The organism is Phocaeicola faecicola, from assembly GCF_013618865.1.
Lineage (GTDB): Bacteria > Bacteroidota > Bacteroidia > Bacteroidales > Bacteroidaceae > Phocaeicola > Phocaeicola faecicola.
In genome coordinates, this window is sequence record NZ_JABSOE010000075.1 from 1 (window position 1) to 20,875 (window position 20,875).

At 48.7% G+C, this 20,875-nt stretch carries 23 protein-coding genes; 9 read left to right on the forward strand and 14 right to left on the reverse strand.

The annotated features are described in order from the left end of the window. The first annotated feature begins 121 nt into the window (after positions 1-121). From H3001_RS16400 to H3001_RS16410, 3 genes are read left to right on the forward strand one after another with little or no spacing between them, the layout of a single operon-like run. A complete protein-coding gene (locus H3001_RS16400; protein WP_181215507.1) occupies positions 122-514 on the forward strand; it encodes a hypothetical protein in 393 nt (130 codons plus the stop codon). Position 515: 1 nt separating this feature from the next. Then, the gene (locus H3001_RS16405) at positions 516-1,706 is read left to right on the forward strand and encodes a zinc metalloprotease (protein ID WP_181215508.1); all 1,191 of its coding nucleotides are present in this window, start codon (positions 516-518) and stop codon (positions 1,704-1,706) included. Then, positions 1,693-3,654, forward strand: a complete 1,962-nt coding sequence (locus H3001_RS16410) for an O-antigen ligase family protein (RefSeq protein WP_181215509.1) — start codon at positions 1,693-1,695, stop codon at positions 3,652-3,654. Before H3001_RS16405 ends, H3001_RS16410 begins: the two co-directional genes overlap by 14 nt. Positions 3,655-4,011: 357 nt before the next feature. Here H3001_RS16410 and recG read toward each other — a convergent pair whose 3' ends face one another. From recG to H3001_RS16445, 7 genes are read right to left on the reverse strand one after another with little or no spacing between them, the layout of a single operon-like run. Beyond that, the gene (gene recG, locus H3001_RS16415; protein ID WP_181215510.1) at positions 4,012-6,111 is read right to left on the reverse strand and encodes an ATP-dependent DNA helicase RecG; all 2,100 of its coding nucleotides are present in this window, start codon (positions 6,109-6,111) and stop codon (positions 4,012-4,014) included. Positions 6,112-6,143: 32 nt separating this feature from the next. After that, positions 6,144-6,818 (reverse strand): 2-C-methyl-D-erythritol 4-phosphate cytidylyltransferase, encoded by a 675-nt coding sequence (locus H3001_RS16420; protein ID WP_181215511.1) that lies wholly within the window; start codon positions 6,816-6,818, stop codon positions 6,144-6,146. Continuing rightward, complete coding sequence (locus H3001_RS16425) at positions 6,815-7,366, reverse strand: DJ-1 family glyoxalase III (RefSeq protein ID WP_181215512.1); 552 nt, start codon at positions 7,364-7,366, stop codon at positions 6,815-6,817. The genes H3001_RS16420 and H3001_RS16425 overlap by 4 nt, the downstream gene beginning before the upstream one ends. Positions 7,367-7,368: 2 nt before the next feature. Then, the gene (locus H3001_RS16430) at positions 7,369-8,217 is read right to left on the reverse strand and encodes a TonB family protein (RefSeq protein ID WP_181215513.1); all 849 of its coding nucleotides are present in this window, start codon (positions 8,215-8,217) and stop codon (positions 7,369-7,371) included. A gap of 44 nt (positions 8,218-8,261) precedes the next feature. Beyond that, positions 8,262-8,678, reverse strand: a complete 417-nt coding sequence (locus tag H3001_RS16435; protein WP_181215514.1) for an ExbD/TolR family protein — start codon at positions 8,676-8,678, stop codon at positions 8,262-8,264. Positions 8,679-8,681: 3 nt separating this feature from the next. Further along, the gene (locus H3001_RS16440; RefSeq protein WP_181215515.1) at positions 8,682-9,404 is read right to left on the reverse strand and encodes a MotA/TolQ/ExbB proton channel family protein; all 723 of its coding nucleotides are present in this window, start codon (positions 9,402-9,404) and stop codon (positions 8,682-8,684) included. A gap of 2 nt (positions 9,405-9,406) precedes the next feature. Further along, entirely contained in the window at positions 9,407-10,120 is a 714-nt protein-coding gene (locus H3001_RS16445; protein WP_181215516.1) for a pyridoxine 5'-phosphate synthase, read from the reverse strand. A 106-nt stretch (positions 10,121-10,226) separates the two neighbouring features. Between H3001_RS16445 and H3001_RS16450 the strand changes: the two genes are divergently transcribed. Further along, a complete protein-coding gene (locus H3001_RS16450; protein ID WP_181215517.1) occupies positions 10,227-11,114 on the forward strand; it encodes an NAD kinase in 888 nt (295 codons plus the stop codon). Between the two features lie 21 nt (positions 11,115-11,135). Here the strand turns inward: H3001_RS16450 and H3001_RS16455 are convergent, their stop codons facing one another. The 7 genes from H3001_RS16455 to rpmH all read right to left on the reverse strand — a co-directional run bounded on the left by H3001_RS16455 (position 11,136) and on the right by rpmH (position 16,608). Continuing rightward, complete coding sequence (locus H3001_RS16455; RefSeq protein ID WP_181215518.1) at positions 11,136-11,534, reverse strand: rhodanese-like domain-containing protein; 399 nt, start codon at positions 11,532-11,534, stop codon at positions 11,136-11,138. 44 nt (positions 11,535-11,578) lie between these two features. Beyond that, the gene (locus H3001_RS16460; RefSeq protein WP_181215519.1) at positions 11,579-12,235 is read right to left on the reverse strand and encodes a NigD1/NigD2 family lipoprotein; all 657 of its coding nucleotides are present in this window, start codon (positions 12,233-12,235) and stop codon (positions 11,579-11,581) included. Continuing rightward, positions 12,232-13,386, reverse strand: a complete 1,155-nt coding sequence (locus H3001_RS16465; RefSeq protein ID WP_181215520.1) for a 1-acyl-sn-glycerol-3-phosphate acyltransferase — start codon at positions 13,384-13,386, stop codon at positions 12,232-12,234. Before H3001_RS16465 ends, H3001_RS16460 begins: the two co-directional genes overlap by 4 nt. 118 nt (positions 13,387-13,504) lie before the next feature. Next, the gene (locus H3001_RS16470; protein ID WP_181215521.1) at positions 13,505-14,479 is read right to left on the reverse strand and encodes a D-alanine--D-alanine ligase; all 975 of its coding nucleotides are present in this window, start codon (positions 14,477-14,479) and stop codon (positions 13,505-13,507) included. Continuing rightward, complete coding sequence (locus H3001_RS16475; protein ID WP_181215522.1) at positions 14,476-15,543, reverse strand: RluA family pseudouridine synthase; 1,068 nt, start codon at positions 15,541-15,543, stop codon at positions 14,476-14,478. Before H3001_RS16475 ends, H3001_RS16470 begins: the two co-directional genes overlap by 4 nt. Positions 15,544-15,573: 30 nt before the next feature. Continuing rightward, entirely contained in the window at positions 15,574-16,218 is a 645-nt protein-coding gene (locus H3001_RS16480; RefSeq protein WP_181215523.1) for a PASTA domain-containing protein, read from the reverse strand. A 228-nt stretch (positions 16,219-16,446) separates the two neighbouring features. After that, positions 16,447-16,608, reverse strand: a complete 162-nt coding sequence (rpmH, locus tag H3001_RS16485; RefSeq protein ID WP_007571228.1) for a 50S ribosomal protein L34 — start codon at positions 16,606-16,608, stop codon at positions 16,447-16,449. A gap of 189 nt (positions 16,609-16,797) precedes the next feature. On the opposite strand from rpmH, the gene efp reads away from it, so the two are divergent. The 5 genes from efp to H3001_RS16510 all read left to right on the forward strand — a co-directional run bounded on the left by efp (position 16,798) and on the right by H3001_RS16510 (position 20,578). Next, on the forward strand, positions 16,798-17,364 hold the full coding sequence (gene efp, locus H3001_RS16490) for an elongation factor P (RefSeq protein ID WP_181215524.1): 567 nt from the start codon (positions 16,798-16,800) through the stop codon (positions 17,362-17,364). A gap of 367 nt (positions 17,365-17,731) precedes the next feature. Further along, a complete protein-coding gene (locus tag H3001_RS16495) occupies positions 17,732-18,721 on the forward strand; it encodes a glycosyltransferase (protein WP_181215525.1) in 990 nt (329 codons plus the stop codon). Beyond that, the gene (gene radC / locus H3001_RS16500) at positions 18,718-19,407 is read left to right on the forward strand and encodes a RadC family protein (protein ID WP_181215526.1); all 690 of its coding nucleotides are present in this window, start codon (positions 18,718-18,720) and stop codon (positions 19,405-19,407) included. Before H3001_RS16495 ends, radC begins: the two co-directional genes overlap by 4 nt. A 65-nt stretch (positions 19,408-19,472) precedes the next feature. Next, positions 19,473-19,793 (forward strand): metal-sulfur cluster assembly factor, encoded by a 321-nt coding sequence (locus H3001_RS16505; RefSeq protein ID WP_181215527.1) that lies wholly within the window; start codon positions 19,473-19,475, stop codon positions 19,791-19,793. Positions 19,794-19,813: 20 nt separating this feature from the next. Further along, positions 19,814-20,578 (forward strand): UDP-2,3-diacylglucosamine diphosphatase, encoded by a 765-nt coding sequence (locus H3001_RS16510; RefSeq protein ID WP_181215528.1) that lies wholly within the window; start codon positions 19,814-19,816, stop codon positions 20,576-20,578. The last annotated feature ends 297 nt before the right edge of the window (positions 20,579-20,875 follow it).

A 20,875-nucleotide genomic window follows, 5' to 3' on the forward strand; every position in this document is an offset into this window, starting at 1 on the left:
CTATCGCAATTTGGCCCAGCCCCTAAGGTAACTGATTCAAATATGCGACAAGCATTTTTTGAAAACAAATATTGTAAATCAAATAATTAACGAGTCTTTTTACAATTATTAAGAGACACTAGTGAAAGAAAATAATATTTTTGCATCTATTGATGTAAATTACTTCATCCGCTCATTTGCCATCAACCTATATGCAAGAACAACCGAACAGATACTGGACGGGACGACTTTTTCCTTCATAAAGAATCCGGCATCCTACGGACTGTCTGTTCGTTATAGTGGAAAGAACTGGATGGCAGAGGCTGGAACGGAGAATCCGTTTACCAGGCATGCGCACTACAGGGAGTCGGCCGACTATGGGGTATATAGATACAATCAGGTAAGAACCAGCCGTATCTATCAGCAGACTGGCTATGTGAAACTGGCTTATACCTTCGACTTCGGTAAGAAAACTTCCCGAGAAGCCAACAATGTGGACAGAAGTATCAACAGTGCAATTTTAAAGGCAAGATAATATGAACATCTATAAGCATATCATCATCCACCAAAAATTATCTACTTCAACTCAAGAACAGCGCATGCTGATTTCATATGATGGACAATATTACGAAGTAAGTCAAGGTATAATAGAGCTAGTAGAAGTATTGCAACAACACGAAACTGAGTCAGAAGCTATTACCTTTTACTGTGAAAAAAAGAAAGGTAAATATACTCCAGAACAAGTAAAAGGGATTATTGATAAATTTGTAACCCCTCTGTTTACACCGAAAATATCTAAACGTTCTTTCCTCTATGAAAAAGAACTATTCAGTGCACAAGCGATTGATAAATTCTCATATGCATTCCGCTTTTTATTCTACCATTGGTATATGTTGGCAGTCCTAATAATAGCACTTATTCTTGATATATGTTTTTTTGTTCATACTCCTGACCTATTACTGTTCAACAACAAAGTAAATATCTATATGATAATAGGGCTATTTGCTTTTATACTAGGTTCATCATTCTTTCACGAACTGGGGCACGCTTCCGCCTGCAAATACTTTGGAATACAGCATGGCGGAATCGGTTTCGGGCTGTACCTCAACTTCCCGGTCCTCTATACAGATGTAACAGAAGTGTGGAAATTGAAACGAGGACAACGATGTGTAGTAAACCTTGCAGGGGTTTACTTCCAGTCATACTGGCTGATACTTCTGTTGGTTGCTTTTTTCGTAACAGGTAACGACATGTTGCGTTACCTGATACTCATTATGAACTTGGGTTTTGCAATGACACTAAACCCTTTCTTCAAGTTCGATGGATACTGGATAGCTTCCGATCTGTTAGGTGTGCCGAATCTGCGGCAACGTTCGTTAGAGCTATTCAGTTACATGTGGAATAGGCTGAAGAAACGCCCTATAAAGCAACTCCCCTACCTGCTGCAAATCCGTCGACTAGAACGATACGGACTGCTTGTGTATTCAGTGGTAGTCAATCTCTTTATGGGCTACTATTTTTTATACATCATCCCAACTTTTCTATACCGGTTCGTGCAAACCTTTCCTGATGCAGTGAATGAACTCATTCTCTATCTGTCAAATCAAATGATACCCCCATTTGCTCTATTACGCAACATCGGTATGCAGTTGATTTTCCTCGGACTAATTGTTTACTTAATATACAAATCTATTATACCTCTGCTGAAACGACATGGAAGAAAATAAACAAATAAAGGTCAGAGAAATAGGGATTACAATCTTTCTTACCGGACTTATACTCCTATTCTTATTCCAAATAGAAGACCCATATCGGGTTGGCTTGCTTTTAGCAGCAGGCACATTATTTCTTTTGCGCCCGCTTCCTTTCCCAAAATGGAGCTTACTGGATAAATGTCTTATAGCCATTAGCTTATTTGATATTTTATCTTGTTGTTATGCAGCCTGCCCTATCCCAGCCCTAAACACCGCCTTTATTTCAGTCTATATGCTGACTGTTTATTTTATCTGCCGCCGTTTCTTCATCTCGGAACAAATCTTCCCCCTTTTCCGCCTGAGCAGCCTTATCCCAATCGGTATTGCTCTTATACTAGCCGTTTGTTCATTTTTCGTATTCCGTAATTCCGTATTAAATGCCGGATTTGAAGGTACTTATCATTTCCGTTTCTTGTTCCGGCCACTGGGATATATTACAAATATATGGGCAGAAGTACTACTGATGTTATCCGGATGGATTTGTCTCATGCGGCGCTGGTCCATACTACTCCAATTCCTATGCATAACAGCCATTCTGTTCTCATTCTCAAGAGGGGCTTATCTCGCTCTTAGTGTCTATCTGCTTTTTGCCTTGTTGTTTTTTCCTAAAGCAGAGAAGAGGCGCCTGCTACTCCCAGCCGGCATTGCTATTCTCTTGACGGTCATCCTCTTACCAAAAGAATTTCATACTACTCTGAAAATTAACCAAACAGTTTCACAGCAGAGAAGTACCAAGAGCCGAATTAATAGTTCTGAAGCAGCCTGGTCTACATTTCAAAAACATCCTTTATTGGGGTATGGGAATAATAATTATACATATGCAGTCGATCCACTTATCGGACAAGACAGTACCAAGCCATTTACCTCAATAGCCCCTAGCTTGCCTGTACAACTCTTGGTCGAAAAAGGAATTGCCGGAATGTTACTCTACTTGCTTATGGGAGTAATCATAGTCAGAATATTGTGGCAACACCGAAAAGACCCGGACTGCCGTATTATTGCTGCTACTCTAACAGCTGTTTTTTTTAAAGACTTGACACAGGCCACATGGCTTAATACCCCTTTCCTGTTATTGACATTTTATATCTTATTAGCTTATCTACAAAGGAAAGATATAAAGATATGCAAAATAAACAAAATGGCAAATCTTATTCCAGCAATGGGACTCATCGCGTTTATCGGATGGAATATTCCTCAATTGACAGGATTTATAGACTCTACTGAAAATGACTTGCGGCAGGGAAACTATCTGAAGGCCTATAACCGACATCCAGAAGATGTACAATTACGTTATCTATATGCCGAATCCATCCGAACAGAACATCCTGCCGAAGCGGACTCTCTCCTCCAGAATCTTACTGCATGCTATCCCAAAAACAGTCTGTATCTTTCAGCATATGCCTGGGAATTATATCAGCAGAACGATACAGCCAATGCTGTCCGCATGATGTCCGAAGCCATTCGTTATACCCCACGCCTGGTGGAAGGGGAAACAATGCAATTATGGAAAAAGCAGGACTCCTCGTTTTATAAACAGGTGCTGAAAACTATTGCCTCCTTTCAGCCAACTCAGGATGCTACACCAGCAGACTATGCCCGATATGGATATTTAGCACATACACTAGGAAATATGGAACAAAGTGCTGAATATCTGCAACAGGCTATTCATACATTGCCTAATCTTGCAACTCCATGGCTTTTATTACAAGATACAACCAAATACCGTTTGCTACTTTATGGTGCTTTCCAGCAAAACCCTTCTAATAATAAGTTACCAAAGAAACCTATTATTACCCCTATCCAACTCCTTGAGATGAGTTATGGTCATAAAGTACAAAGTTGGTATGGAAAATCGCCAGCAGACAAAGATTCGATTTTTCATTATTCAAATTGTAGTTTTTTATTCCACCCCAATTATTAATATTTTATGAATCAATCAACAACGTAATATAAGAAAGCTACTTACATAAGGATTTCAAAAATGAAATTGGACAATCAAGGTTATGACTAATAAAATATATATTCTCTCATACAAAACATTTTTTTGCTTATTCTATGGTATGTCCAAGATTTTTATGATACCTTTCCAGCGTGTTTCTTCCCTGTCTGCCCAATACCTTATTTATTTTGAATCTAACAGGTAGAAATAATTACTACTTCGGAAAGAGAAAGACCTCTATTTCGGAAAGAAGAGAAAGATACAGCGCCAGCGCACGAACAATCAGGATACAGGGTCTGGTATCCTACAATCCGGAAAAGTCAGCATGTAAAAGATTTCTTATGAAATCACTGACCAGTTCACATTCCTCTTTCTCATCTCCTTGAGTTGCTGCCACACAACGGCATACTCCGGCTTTATGCCCTGGGGGTCCTCTTCCAGCATACGTTCGGCTATCTCGCGCACATACTGGAGGAGCTGGCCGTCTTTGGCTATGTCAGCTATCTTCAGGTCGAAAGCAACCCCACTCTGCTGGGTACCTTCCAGATCACCGGGACCGCGCAACTTCAAGTCGGCTTCTGCTATTTCGAAACCGTCATTGGTATCCACCATTATCTGGATGCGCTTACGGGTATCCTCGCTCAACTTGTATCCTGTCACCAGAATACAATACGACTGGTCGGCACCACGACCTACGCGCCCACGCAACTGATGCAACTGAGACAGGCCGAAACGCTCGGCATTCTCTATCACCATCACGGATGCATTCGGCACGTTCACTCCCACCTCTATCACGGTAGTGGCTACCATGATCTGAGTCTCGTTGGCCAGGAAACGCTGCATCTCCACATCTTTCTCTGCCGGCTTCATCTTGCCGTGTACCTTACTCACTTTATATTCCGGAAACTCCTCACAGATATGCAGATAACCTTCTTCCAGGTTCTTGATGTCCATCTTCTCGCTTTCCTGAATCAGCGGATACACAATATAGGCCTGCCGGCCTTCCTGTATCTGCTTACGGATAAATGCATACATGGAAGCCCTGCGGTTATCGAACTGATGGACGGTCTGGATAGGCTTTCGTCCGGGAGGAAGTTCATCGATGACCGATACATCCAAATCGCCATACAGCGTCATGGCCAGTGTCCGGGGGATAGGAGTGGCTGTCATGACCAGTACATGCGGCGGACAGGTATTCTTTCCCCACAGTTTGGCGCGCTGTGCTACCCCAAAGCGATGCTGTTCATCTACCACCACCAGGCCCAGAGAAGAGAAGTTTACCGTATCCTCTATCACAGCGTGCGTACCTATCAGGATATGGATATCGCCGGTAAGCAAGTCTTTCAATATGGTTTCGCGTTTCTTGCCCTTCACCGTACCAGTCAACAGTTCGGCACGCACGTTCATGCCTTGCAGAAAACGGCAGATAGTCTCATGATGCTGGGTGGCCAGAATCTCGGTAGGAGCCATCATACAGGCCTGATAACCATTATCCAGCGCAATCAGCATGGTCATGAGGGCCACGAGGGTCTTCCCGCTGCCTACATCGCCCTGAAGCAAACGGTTCATCTGCCGCCCGCTGCCCATATCGCGGCGCATCTCCTTGATAACACGCTTCTGTGCTCTGGTAAGCGGAAAAGGCAGGTGATGAGAATAAAAGGTATTGAAAATATCTCCCACCTTGCCGAATACCAATCCGCGGAATTTACACCGCCGCTCTTGCGTATAGCGTAAAATATTCAATTGGATGTAAAAAAGTTCCTCAAACTTCAAACGGTACTGTGCCCGGCGAAGCAGATCGGGATTCTGGGGAAAATGAATGTGATACAATGCCTCTGTAAGCGGCATCAGATGATGTTCGGCAAGCAGGTTCGGACTCAGTGTTTCGGCAATCTCTTCCTGCTGGAGAGCTGTAAAAAGATTTTTCATCAGCTTTTCCATTGCATGGGAGTTGAGATTGCTCCGCTTCATGCGTTCCGTTGTATTATAATAAGGCTGCAGTCCCATCGAAGAGAGCGTAAGTTCTTCGGCAGGGTCCACATCCGGATGGGCAATGTTGATGCGGCCGTTAAACACCGTCGGCTTGCCAAAGACAATATATTCTTCGTTCGCCTTATACTTGCCCATAATGAATTTCAATCCCTGGAACCAGACCAAATCGACCACCCCTGTTCCGTCAGAAAAATGTCCGACCAGACGCCTCTGCCTGCCCTCTCCTATTGTTTCAAAACTCAGGACCTTGCCACGCAACTGGATATAGGGCATATTGCCGTCTATTTCATGAATGTAATATAAACGGCTGCGGTCGACGTATTTATAGGGAAAATAATAAAGCAAATCCTTGAAGGAGCAGATATTCAGTTCCTTATTCAGCACGGAGGCACGTTGCGGCCCTACTCCCTGCAAATATTTTATGTCACGGGTACTCAGGTCAAACATAGTCTGTCAGTTATAAAAAGAAAGCCTTGCCGCTATTCTTCTGCAGTCAAGGCTTCCGCTATCTTCAGGTCGAAAGGAGTGGTCAGTTTGATATTCTCCCGGTTTCCGGGAACCAGACACACTTCCATTCCCAAGGCTTCTACTACCGAGGCATCGTCTGTAAAACACGGAGCATAGGGTTGCTGGTAGGCCTCCTTCAACAAGGAAACGTCGAATACCTGGGGCGTCTGTACCAGCCGGTATTCACTCCTTGCCACAGTGTCACTGCCCTTGTCTTCCCGCAGGTGACGGAGGGTTTCCACCACGTCCGTTACAGGAACTACCGCCCGGTGGCGGCACACCTCGCTGAAACAGCGGGCAATCACATCCTGCGATACGAAGGGACGGACCCCATCGTGTACGGCTACCCATCCCTTTTCTCCGTCTATCAGTTCCAAACCGTTGCGGACAGAGTGAAAACGGGTTTCTCCTCCATCGGCAATGCGGTGCGGAAGCGCAAAACGGTACGCCTCACAGAGGTGCTTCCAGTATTCCTGCTGGTCGGCCGGAAGCACCAGTATCAGTGTCATCTCACTGTCGTAACGGCGGAAAGCCTCCAGTGTACGCATCAGCACCGGCTTTCCATGTACCGGAATGAACTGCTTGGGTACCTCGCCTCCCATCCGCAGCCCCTTTCCGCCAGCTACTACAATCGCATATTTTCTCATCCGATAAACAGCATTCCTTTCTTTACTTCCTGTACCTTTTCTGCACCGGCAAAATGTTCCAGAATAGCAAAGCCGAATTCAGGAGCGGCAGCCGGGCCTTTGCCCAGGATGAAATTATCTGTCTTTTCCACCATGTTACCCGTGTACACAGCTCCTTCCAGATACTTGTCGAAGCCCGGATAACAAGTTGCCTTCTTGCCTTTCAGCAATCCGCGTTTGCCGTAAACCATCGGAGCCACACAGATGGCAGCCAGCGGTTTGCCTGCTGCAGCAAATTCCATGACCAGTTTGTCGAGTCCGGCATGGGCATCCAGATTGGTTGCTCCGGGAAGTCCGCCCGGGAGTACAATCATTTCCACCTCGTCCTTCTGCAAGTCCTCAAACAGTACATCGGCCACTACAGGTACCTGATGTGAGCTCACCACAGTCCGGTTGCCCGTTACAGACACTGTTTTTACACTCAGTCCACCCCGACGCATGATGTCGAGCGGAAACATGGCTTCCATTTCTTCAAATCCTTCAGCCAAAAAGATGCAAACTGATTTCATATTTATTTCAATTTAAAGTAATAAGTAATCGTTCCACTTTGATTATCCACTCCGTCTACCGCATTGAAGCGTGCCTTGCGGGCAGCTTCTTCTGCCGCACGCCGCAATACAGGATTTACGGTATTGGTACGCCGGTTGATGCTTGTACTGATGACCTGTCCGGCAGGGTTTACAGTAATAGTGACCACTACCCGGCCTTCTTCCTGCACAGTATATACCGGAAGCGGCAATCCTCCCGGTCCCAAAGAACGTCCGTTCAAGTCAAACGTACCGTATCCGCCAGCTCCACTGGCCGCTCCGGAAGAAGCATTTCCCTGCGGACTGCCCTGTACGCCCTGTCCGGAAGAAGCATTTCCCTTGCTTCCCATCTGCGCTCCCTTCCCGAACGCACTGGCAATCTTTCCGGCTGCAACCTGTGCCGCCCGTTTTTCCGCTTCGGCCCGTTTCTCAGCCTCTGTCTTTTCCTTCGGCTGTTCGGCTGCCGGCTTCTTCTGAGGCTCAGGCTTCTTTACCTCCTTCTTCGGAGTTTCCACTTTCTTCTTCGGCAGTTCTTTCTTTTCTTCCTTCTTTACCTGAATGGAAGGCTCCTCCGTCTGCGTAATCATCGGTTCTTCCGGTTGCGGCTCTACCGGGTCGGGGACTTCTGCCTCGGGCTGCGGAACCACGTCCACCTCCGTCAGTTCAAAATCGTCACCGTTGCCCTGGGCCATTTCGGTTTCACCAAGCATAACCGGCACTCCTCCTTCTTCTTGTACTTCAGGTCGGTCCAACGTATAGAATAAAAGCAGCAACAGCAGCAGCACATGCAGCACCACCGTTCCTACCCATCCGGTTATTTTACTTTGTTTCACGCGTATTCCCTGTTTAAATTAATACAATCCGGTCTGTACCCCCGTTACTGTCGGTCGGGACGACGGGTAGCCAGTACCATTTTAAAATGATTTTCATTCGCGATATTCAGTACCCGAACAATTTCCCGGTAAGGTATGGACTCATCGGCATACAGGGCCACATACATTTCCGGTTCCTTCTGTGCGCATTCCTGCAGGAAAGATGCCACTTCATCCATGCCCAGCGGCATTTCATCCTCATTGCCGAACGCCCCGTAATAATTCAGGTCGCGGTCGATAATGATCCGTGCCATCGGTTTGGCCGAGGTCTGCTCACTGCCCTGCGGCAACAGGACCTTGATGGCATTCGGAGATACCATCGTCGAAGTAATCATAAAAAATATCAGCAACAGAAAGATGAGGTCCGTCATGGACGACATACTGAAACTGGGCGATATTTTCTGTCTTCTTTTCAGTGCCATAAATTATTCCTTTTCGTTCGATTCGTTCAGTAAATCCATAAACGCCATGGTGCGTGCCTCCATCTGGCTCACCACCTTGTCTACCCGATACACCAGATGGTTATAGGCAAACATGGCAGCAATACCTACTACCAGTCCTCCTACCGTGGTGATCATGGCCTCATAGATACCACTCGAAAGCAGGGTGATGTCAATGTTGTTGCCCGCATTAGCCATGTTCCAGAACGCACGGACCATACCGGTCACCGTACCCAGGAAGCCCAGCATCGGCGCTCCGCTGGAGATGGTAGCCATAATGGAAAGTCCGTTTTCCAGTTTGGCCACTTCCATGTTTCCGGTGCTTTCTATGGCAGCCTGTACATCGGCCACCGGACGTCCCATACGGGTAATACCCTTTTCAATCATGCGTGCCGACGGCGTATTGGCCATCCGGCAGTAGTTAATGGCCGACTTGATTTCGCCCGTCTTGATATAATCGCGTATGCGTTCCATAAACAGCGGATCTTCCTTGCCCGCATTACGGATAGCCACCGCCCGTTCAAAGAAAATATAAAATGCAATCACCGACATCAGTGCCAGTACCAGCATAATCCATCCTCCCTTACAGGCCATACTCCACAAGTTCATCTCTGGTTCTCCCGAAGCAACCGGGGTCAATACCGGATTTGCACCGGTCATCGTATCGGCAACCGTCTGTGCGGCTGCCAGCAATGTCAAAATCATCATAATCAGCGAAGGCAGTTTTTATATTCTTCAATTGTTTTACTCAGTCCCATATAAAGTGCGTCACAAATCAGCGCATGTCCTATCGACACTTCGTCCAGCCAGGGAATGTTTTCGTGGAAATACTTCAGGTTCTCCAGGCTCAGGTCGTGACCGGCATTCAGTCCCATACCCAGCTTACGTGTCAGACGGGCCGCTTCGATAAAGGGAGCAATAGCCTCTTCACGGTTGCGCGCATACCGGCTGGCATATGGCTCCGTATAAAGTTCCACACGGTCGGCACCGGCTTTCGCCGCATATTCCACCGCCTCGAGGTTCGCATCCACAAAAATAGAGGTACGGATACCTGCCCCTCCGAATGTATCCATCAGTTCGGTAAGGAAAGGCAGATGAGTCTTGGTGTCCCATCCTGCGTTCGACGTAATCTGGTCGGGCGCATCGGGAACCAATGTTACCTGATGGGGCTTCACTTTCAGCACCAGGTCAATGAACTCTTTTGAGGGATATCCTTCAATATTGAATTCCGTGCGCAGAATAGGGCGCAGAGCCAGTACATCGGCATATCGGATATGCCGCTCATCCGGACGGGGATGTACGGTAATTCCCTCTGCTCCAAATGATTCACAATCCAAAGCTACTTTTTCTACATCCGGATTGTTGCCACCGCGCGCATTGCGCAAAGTGGCCACTTTATTTATATTCACACTTAATTTAGTCATATTGCATTATTTTTAGTATCTTTGTGCCTACAGCATGCAAAGTTAGCAGGTTTTGCGAGAAACTTGTCAACTTTTGCAAACAAAAGATTGATAAAAACTACAAGGTATGCAACAAACACTCCGGTTTGCTCTTTTCGGGAACACTTATCAGGAACATAAGTCGGCACACGTCACCCACCTGCTGGAAATACTGCGTCGGAAAAATGCGCAGATCTGTATCAGCAACGAATTCTACGATTTTCTGCGACTGCACACTTCTGCCGACCTGACCGGACTGGAGATTTTCCAAGGATATGATTTTGAAGCCGATATGGCCATCAGCATCGGCGGAGACGGTACCTTTCTGAAAGCGGCAAGCCGGGTAGGAAAAAAAGAAATTCCCATACTGGGCATCAATACTGGCCGCCTGGGGTTCCTGGCCGATGTGCTTCCTTCGCAGATGGAAGAAGCTTTTGAGGAGATTTATGCCGGCAATTACCTGGCAGAAGCCCGGAGGGTGCTGCATCTGGCATGCGACTCCGGACACGTACTGAAAGGATATCCATACGGTCTGAATGAAATCGCTGTCCTCAAGCGCGACACTTCTTCCATGATTACCATTCATACCTATATCAACGGCGAACTGCTCTGCTCGTACCGGGCCGACGGACTGATTATTGCCACTCCTACCGGCTCTACCGGATACTCACTGAGCGTGGGCGGACCGATACTGGTTCCGCAGAGCGGTACCTTCTGTCTCACCCCCGTTGCACCGCACAGCCTGAATGTCCGTCCCATCGTAGTACGCGACGACTGGGAAATCACCCTCGATGTGGAAAGCCGCAGTCACAACTTCCTGGCGGCCGTAGACGGCAGAAGCGAGACCTGCCGCGAAGGCACCCGGCTCACCATACGGAAAGCCGATTATTCCGTCCGCATCGTCAAGCGGTGTCATCATTCCTTTTTCAATACCTTGAGGGAGAAAATGATGTGGGGAGCCGATGCACGCATCTGATTCAGATGCAGCAGACGGCAATCAATAGCAGACCTCTTTCCCGAATTCTTTCCAGTGTTCGAAGCCCTTGTCGAGGTTGACTACCTTGAAGCCTTTCTTTGTCAGAATACGGGCAGCCTCACGACTTCTCTTTCCGCTCCGGCAATAGACGGCCACCGGGCGTTCCTTGTCGAGCAGTTCATCTGCTTCGGCAGCAAACAAATCGTCCATCACATTGATGTTCAAGCTGTTCGGAATGTGCCCCTTGCTGTATTCCGCCACCGTACGCACATCTACCCGCTGCACCTCCTCGTTTTGGATATAGCGGTCGAACTCGTCGACGGTGAGGTTCTTGAAAGGATCCTTTGCCTTTGACGTACACCCCATCAGTCCCAACAGGCAGGCAAAGACAAAAAACATAAAGTAAAGACTCTTGATCATATTTTTCTATACGCTTCAATATACAAATTCCACAAACTCTTCTTTCAATACGCAAACTCACGGACAGTTTCTCCTTCGCCGTAAGTCTGCAAGGTAAAGCGGATGCAGTCGCCTGCAGTCAGCTGTTCCCGGTAACCCGACAAGGGCACCGACAGATATACCCGCTGCTCAAATGCCTCATAATCTCCTCGGCGGTCGTGATACAGACGCAGGTTCAGTACCCGTTTCTCTCCGTCACGGGAAATGCCCTCATCCACAAAATGATAAGAATGAGCCCGGTCTTTCACCTTCGCCTTCAGAATCATATTCAGGTAGTTTCCCGAACGCCACATGCTCTGTATGTCTACCGGGTCGGTCTTTATGCCATTCTTAAACGCCTTGGGAGGAAGAGGATTCCAGGAGATTACCACCTGACACGAGTAAATGCTCGCTTCGGGAGTCCCCTCCGCAGTCTCCCCGGATACCTGATACACTGCCACTGCCCGATAGAGCGAGTCGGGAGTCAGTCCGCCCAGTCCGTCACGGTACTTCACCGCAAACCGTGTTCCGTCATCGGAACGCAGTTCGGTCAGGACACCCTCCGGACCGGTGACAGCCTCCACAAACTCGGTGAGCACGCTCGGATATACATACTCATCCTCCTTGCAGGAAACCATCAGGGCCAGACAGCACACACACCACAGTTGAATCAGGCGTCTCATCCGGCAACGGCTTTCAGGTGGTTCACTACCGGATTGGCATACATCGTCAGTATGCACTTGCGCAGGAACGCCTCATCCTTATCCGGAAGGTCAATCAGGTCGAGTTTCTTCTGTACATACGCCTCAAACTTCGCCTTTTCCTCCGGCGTATACCTGTCTGCCATACGGCTTTCGCCGTTCAGCCAGTCGTATGCCACGTAATTACCCGGATACAGACGGTAAGATGCATGAATATGCCGGTCAATCAGTTCGGATACCCGTGTAAAGACCTCTGTCTTCGGCAGTCCCCGCAGCGCTTCCAGTTCGTCATTGATACAGGCAGCCGTCTGGAAATGTACCCTTCCCTTATAGCCGAAAATACCGGTCTGCATATTTACGAGGTCGTCCTGCTGGCTCTTCTTGAAGTCTTCCACATCCCGTTTCAGCTGCATCTCCTTCGCTTTCAGGAAATCACAGGGGTCGTATTCATACGATAAGGCCGTCGGTACGATATTCAGTTCCTTCAGACGGTCGACCACATCGCCGCTTCCTCCCATGGCCAGCATCTTCAGTACACTGTCCTGGGTACGGTCGTTCGAGTCCTTCGCCCGTCCTTCCCGCTGTGCAATCCAGATATTCTCTTTTTTCTCTGTCACGGCAAAATGAATGTAGCGCGACATGCGTGCCGACGATTCCAGCATCTGACGCATGGACAAGGCACGCTGTACGATAAACGACTTGTTTACCCGCACCAGTTTCTTGATCCAGGGATAAATCAGCAGGTTGTCTCCAATCGCGATTTCCACAGTGGTAGGAAACTGGTTATCAATCAGTCCGACAGAAAGGAATCCCGGATCGAGCACGATGTCCCGGTGATTGGAAATGAACGTATAGTTCCGGGTCTTGTCGGGCAGTGATGCCGTGTCCATATCGAACCCGTCACTGTACTTGTCCATAATACCGTGGAGCAGTTTGTGGAAAAACGTTTTCTGCACATCCAGGTTCGTCTTGCACTGGCGCAACTGTGCGCCCAATACTTCGAGCGGAATGCCCGGCATAATTTCAGCGACTACCGACTGAAACGAAGGGTCAGCCAACAGCTCATTGAATACTTCCGGCAATTCCTCGGGGGTATAAGGACGGATTTCGTCAAATTCGGCTGGTATAATCATAATCTTTATGTTACGTAGTATGTATATTCAACAACAAGAACTTTCGGGATACCAAGTTAGCCATTTTCTTTTACACAAGCAACTTAATACACCGAAAGTTCTCTACTTCTGCAAACTCTTAAAACTGGTCTTCGATGATGTCTGTCATCACATCCTTGATGTCGATGCCTGCGGCACGCACCTGCTGCGGGATGAAGCTGGTAGCCGTCATGCCCGGCGTGGTATTGATTTCCAGCATATTGATTTTCTCTCCCTCGGTAATGATGTAGTCTACACGCACGATTCCCTTGCAGCCCAGAATGTCATAGATGGCTGAAGTGAGCTGCTGCACGCGCTGTGTCAGTTCGGGGCTCAGACGGGCCGGAGTGATTTCGGTCACCTCGCCGTTGTACTTGGCATTGTAGTCGAAAAACTCGTTCTGGCTCACCACCTCGGTAATCGGGAATACCACCGAACGGTTCCGGGTCTTGTAGCAGCCGTTGGCCAGTTCGATACCGTCCATGAAGGCTTCTACCATCACGTCGTCCGATTCGGCAAAGGCGGCCTGCAGGGCAGGCTGGATTTCTTCCTTGGTCTTTACCTTCGTAACCCCGAAGCTGGAGCCGCTGGCATTGGGTTTGATGAAGCAGGGAAGTCCGATTTTTTCAATCACCTCTTCGTCGGGGATACCGAAGCGCTTGTTTACCAGCATTGATTCGGCCACCCGCACTCCAAATCCCTTCAGGTACTGGTTGAGGGTAAACTTACTGAATGTCAGTGCCGAAACCAGCACGTCACAGGTTGAATAAGGAATACCCATCAGTTCAAAATACCCCTGAAGGATACCGTTCTCTCCCGGAGTACCGTGAATGGTGATGTAGGCAAAGTCCGGCTTTACCTTCTGTCCGCCGTCTACAAAACTGAAATCGTTCTTGTCTACCTGCGCACGGCTGCCGTCGGGCAGGATGGCTTCCCACTTCTCCCGTGTCAGCTCTACGATATATAAGGTATACTTTTCCTGATCGATGAATGAGTAGATGCCTTCTGCACTACGCATCGAAACATCGTGTTCCGAAGAGTCTCCTCCGGCCACGATTGCAATCACACGTTTCATAATTCTTCTCTATTACTAATATAAGTTCTCCATTTATCCAACAAAGCAGTCATATCGGCCGGAAGTTCGGAGGTAAAGAACATCTCCTCTCCGGTGCGCGGATGCACGAAGCCCAATGTCCGGGCATGCAGGGCCTGGCGCGGACAGATTTCAAAGCAGTTGTTGACAAACTGCTTGTACTTGCTGAAATGTGTTCCCTTCAGGATTTCATGTCCGCCGTAGCGCTCGTCGTTGAACAGCACATGGCCGATGTGTTTCATGTGTACCCTGATCTGGTGCGTACGCCCCGTTTCGAGGACACACTTCACCAGTGTGACATATCCCAGCCGTTCGAGCACCTGATAGTGGGTCACGGCATGCTTTCCCTGTTCCGGATCGGAAAGGACAGCCATCTGCATCCGGTCTTTCGGGTTACGGCCGATGTTGCCCACAATCGTACCTTCGTCTTTCTCGACGATTCCCCATACCAGTGCATTATACTCGCGCTTGGTGGTCTTGTGATAGAACTGCAGTCCCAGGCTGGTCTTCGCATCGGGCGTCTTGGCCACTACCAGCAGTCCCGACGTATCTTTGTCGATACGGTGCACCAGTCCCACCTGCGGGTCGTTCGGGTCGTAGGTAGGCACATTGCGCAAATGCCAGGCGATGGCATTTACCAGCGTACCGTGGTAATTTCCGCATCCGGGATGCACCACCAGTCCTGCCGGCTTGTTGATAACCATCAGGTCATCGTCCTCGTATACCACATCCAGCGGAATATCCTCCGGAATGATATCATTCTCATACCGCGGACGGTCCATCATCACCGTCAGTACATCCTGCGGCTTCACCTTGTAACTGCTTTTCACCGGCTTTCCGTTTGCCATGACAAAGCCCGCGTCGGCTGCCGCCTGGATACGGTTGCGCGAAGCATTCACAATGCGCTCAAACAGATACTTGTCGATGCGCACCGGAGTCTGCCCCTTGTCGACCACCACCCGGAAATGTTCATACAGTTCCGTTCCTTGATTCACCGGCTCGATGTCGTCCAGTGAATCCTCCAATTCAATATAGTCTTCTGCCATTCTTCTTTTACTTCCTGCTTTCTACATTCGTCAGAACCACGAATCATCTACCTGCGGAGCCTCTTCCGGAGCGTCGTTCAGCTGCATCTGCAGCGAGTCGGTCCGCAAGGAGTCGCGCAGATGGGTATCTCCCACACACAAGGTCAGCACGGCCTCGTGAGGCACCTTGTCGTTCGATTTCAGGCTTCTGCCCTTATACTTGATGCCGTAAATCCAGTCCTGCTCTCCGGCCACCAGTTCCGGTTCCGTCAGCCGGAAGCCCATAGCCTTGAGCTTGGCCGCAGCCTGGCGCAGCGAACTGTTGTCGATGACATCCGGAATCTTCACCAGCGGCACCTTGTTCGTGTTGATGGTCAGGTAAACGGTACGTCCCTGCTTTACCCGCATTCCGCCCAGCGGAGCCTGGTCGAGCACGATGCCTGCCGGAAGGCCTTTCACATAATTGGAATCTACAATCTCCACTTCCAGGTGCTGTCCGTTCAGCAGCGTCTTTGCCTGCTCGAACGACTTGTTCTTTACATCCGGCACCACATACGACTCCCCGTGATGGGTATATTGGTCAAGCCAGGCCAGTGTGCCCCATGCCGCAGCAATCACCACTACCACCATGGCTATCAGGTTGATCCAGAAAAACCGGTTTTGCTTAAACGAAAAAAATTCTTTCAGTGTTACCATATCTCAATATTAGCTACATATTTGCGGCAAAGATACAAAATTTCCGCAGTCTTGCTATACAGAACCCGCAGTTATGCAGGCAAACCCTCTTATTTCTTGACTTCCAGGGCCTCACCCCCGCTGCCGGTCTTTCCTGTCGCGACTACCGGCGGCCTGTCCGGAAAAAGAAAGCCGCAGAACACATCTCATGTTCTGCGGCTCTCTTTTTTCTTACAATCCAACGCCTGGTTATGCTTTAACGCCGTTGTACTCGTCAGATACTGTCAGTTTTTTACGACCTTTTGCACGGCGGGCAGCCAATACGCGGCGACCATTTGCAGTAGCCATTCTCTCACGGAAACCGTGTTTGTTTCTTCTCTTTCTGTTAGAAGGTTGGTAAGTTCTTTTCATTTTCGTATATACTATTTATGTTATTATTCCAAAGTTCGGGTTGCAAAATTAGTGACTTTTTTTAAATAAACCAAGAGCTAAGTCATTTTTAGACAAATCTTTTGTGTTTTTTCATGATTTAGATTATTTTTGCAGACAAATTAGAAGGTAAACAAATCAACAATTACATAATAAATAAAGAATATAGTTATGATTAATGCTCAAGACATTAAGATCGGTACAGCTATCCGCATGGACGGTAAATTGTATTTCTGTATCGACTTCCTGCATGTAAAGCCGGGTAAAGGTAACACTTTCATGCGTACAAAACTGAAAGATGTAGTAGACGGATACGTATTGGAACGCCGTTTCAACATCGGTGAAAAGCTGGAAGATGTACGTGTGGAACGTCGTCCTTACCAGTATCTGTATAAAGAAGGAGATGATTATATCTTCATGAACCAGGAAACTTACGAACAGGTGCCTATCGCTCACGACCTGATCGAAGGTGTAGACTTCCTGAAAGAAGAAATGGTAATCGAAGTAGTATCTGACGCTTCTACTGAAACAATCCTGTTCGCAGAATTGCCGGTAAAAGTTCAGCTGAAGGTTACTTACACTGAACCGGGTCTGAAAGGTGATACTGCTACCAACGCTACTAAACCGGCTACTGTAGAAACAGGTGCTACAGTACGTGTTCCTTTGTTCATCAACCAGGATGAAATCATCGAAGTGGACACTCGCGACGGTTCTTACGTAGGTCGTGTAAAAGCATAATCGGGACGGATGAGGGCTGCCGGATGAACGCCATGGCGGAAAACGGCAACAGAGAACCTTCCTGTTTTCAGACAGAGGCTGTATCGTCAAGGTACGATACGGCCTCTGTTTTTTTATTCCTGCATGCGCGGAGGTGCAAACAGCCGATGAAGAAGGAAATAATCACCGTACATTTATAAGGATACCATAAACGGCAACATTGTTTATTGAAACAGCGGCACAGTCTGAATAAACCACGGCGCTGATTATTCAACCGGCGGTACTGATGATGAAAAACAAAACAGCAAAGCCGACTTTCCAAGGTTAAGAAAAAGAAAATCAGAAAAGAAAAATCTATCTTTGCAATATCAACCGCAAAATGAACCCTATGAAATTTTCATTGATTATTCCCGTATACAACCGTCCGGACGAAGTGGATGAACTGCTGGAGAGCCTGACGCACCAAGAAAACAAAGACTTTGAGGTCGTAGTAGTAGAAGATGGCTCTGCCGTGCCTTGCCGTTCCGTAGTGGAGAAATACCAGGGCCGGCTGGAGGTGCATTATTTCAGCAAACCGAACTCGGGCCCCGGACAGACCCGCAACTACGGTGCCGAACGGAGCCGCGGGGAATACCTGATTGTACTGGACTCCGACTGTGTGCTGCCTCCGGGGTATCTGAATGCCATCGAAGCGGAACTGCAGCGTGAGCCTGCCGACGCATTCGGAGGCCCTGACCGGACACATCCGTCTTTTACCGACGTACAGAAGGCCATCAACTATGCCATGACTTCTTTCCTCACCACGGGAGGCATACGCGGCGGGAAAAAGAAGATGGACAAGTTCTACCCCAGAAGTTTCAACATGGGAATACGGGCGGAAGTCTACCGCGCTTTGGGAGGCTTCTCCAAGATGCGGTTCGGAGAAGACATCGACTTCAGTATCCGGATTTTCAAGGGAGGATACCGCTGCCGCCTCTTCCCCGAGGCATGGGTATGGCACAAGCGCCGCACCGACCTGAAGAAGTTTTTCAGACAGGTGTACAACTTCGGAATCGCCCGTATCAACCTCTACAAGAAATATCCGGAATCGCTCAAGCTGGTGCACCTGCTTCCGGCGATTTTCACACTGGGAGTGGCCGTACTGCTGCTCTGTGCCTTCATCTGCCCGTGGAGCCTGACACTGCTGGCTGCTTTCGCACTGATTATCTTCACCGATTCTTCCCTGAAAAATAAAAGTCTGAAAATCGGTATTATTTCCGTTGCCGCTGCGTTTATACAATTGACAGGATACGGGAGCGGATTTCTGACGGCGTGGTGGAAACGCTGCATCCGGAAAAAGGACGAGTTCTCCGCTTTCGAGAAGAACTTTTATAAATGAACGGAAAACTGAACATCAACCAATGGGCGGAGGAAGACCGCCCGCGTGAGAAAATGATGCTCCATGGAGCCGGAGCACTCAGCAACGCGGAGTTGCTGGCTATTCTGATAGGCTCCGGAAGTACGGATGAATCGGCGGTGGAGCTGATGAGGAAGGTGCTTGCCGATTACCGGAACAGCCTCAGCGAACTGGGAAAGTCGGGAGTGGAGGAACTGTGCCGCTACAAGGGCATCGGACCGGCAAAGGCCATCACCTTGCTGGCTGCCTCGGAACTGGGACGGAGAAGGAAGGAGGAAGGAACGCTGGAGCGGCTGCAGATACGCAGTTCGGAGGATATCTACCGCTTGTTTTATCCGCTGATGTGCGACCTGCCGGTAGAGGAGTGCTGGGTACTGCTGCTCAATCAGGCAGGAAAGGTCATCGACCGGATACGGATCAGTCAGGGAGGACTGGCATCTACGGCAGTGGACATCCGGTGTGTCTTGCGGGAGGCTCTGATCCGGAGGGCGGTCTCGATGGTACTCTGCCACAACCATCCTTCGGGCAACCTGCGGCCGAGCCGGGAGGACGACCGGCTGACGGAATCGCTCCGGCAGGCGGCGGTGACGGTCAACCTGCGGCTGCTGGACCATGTCATCGTAACCGACGGGAAATATTACAGTTATGCCGATGAGGGGAGAATCTGACCGGACTTTCTATTCTGCTATTTTTTTACTACATTTGCAAGGACAACTAAAAGCAATCGACATTTATGGATAACGAAACAAAGTTGAAAATAGAAGAACGCATTGTGGAAATGCTGAAAACCGTATATGACCCGGAAATACCTGTCAACGTGTATGATCTGGGACTGATTTATAAAATCGACCTGCAGGACGACGGAGAGGCTGTCATCGACATGACACTGACGGCTCCCAACTGCCCGGCTGCCGACTTCATCATGGAGGATATCCGCCAGAAGATTGAATCGGTGGAGGGAGTGACGGCAGCACAGGTGAACCTGGTGTTTGAGCCGGAATGGGACAAGGACATGATGACGGAAGAAGCCAAACTGGAACTGGGATTTCTGTAACAGACAAAATATTGGGAAGGATGAAAAACGTGTATTTTCTTTCAGACGCACACCTGGGGTCAAGGGCCATCGCGCACGGACGTACCCAGGAACGCCGGCTGGTGAACTTTCTGGACAGCATCAAGCATCAGGCGGCAGCCGTATACCTGCTGGGCGACATGTTCGACTTCTGGTATGAGTTCAAACTGGTGGTTCCCAAGGGGTATACCCGCTTCCTGGGAAAGTTGTCGGAACTGACGGATCTGGGAGTGGAGGTACATTTCTTCATCGGCAACCACGATATCTGGTGCGGGGATTACCTGGAAAAGGAATGTGGAGTCATCATTCACCGGGAACCGCTGACTTGTGAGATTTACGGAAAGGAGTTTTTCCTGGCTCACGGAGACGGACTGGGTGACCGCGACCGGAAATTCAAGATACTGAGGACGCTGTTTCACAGTCATACCCTGCAACGGCTTTTCTCCTGCCTGCATCCGCGCTGGAGCATTGATTTCGGAATGGAATGGGCCAAGCACAGCCGCCTGAAACGGGAGGGCGGAAAGGAACCGGAGTACATGGGCGAGGACAAGGAGCCGCTGGTGCTTTTCTCGAAGGATTACCTGAAGACGCATCCGGAAATCAATTTCTTCCTTTTCGGACACCGTCACATCATGCTCGACCTGATGTTGAACCGGAATACACGGATGATGATTCTGGGCGACTGGATTTCGGAGTTTTCGTATGCGGTATTCGACGGAGAGAATATGTTCCTGGAGCAGTTTATCGAAGGAGAGACGCAGGTGTAACGAACCGACGGACATTCTTATCAACAAGCATGGGCAGAACAAACAGATAGAAAAGGGACCGTAAACCGGAAACCGTCCGGTGGAGGTTCTTTTACGAAGCGTCCCCCGCCACATAACCGTGACGGGGGACGTTTGGTATCCGGAGATCGGGCAAGTGCCTTCTCCTTATTATAGGGATATTCAGTAAATGTCCCTAAAAAGTAAGGTGGCATATAAAGTCGATAGAGTATAATCACTTTATATGCCATTGCTATTGCCCTTTTTCTGTGTTTTTTCATATAATCCTATCAGTTGGAC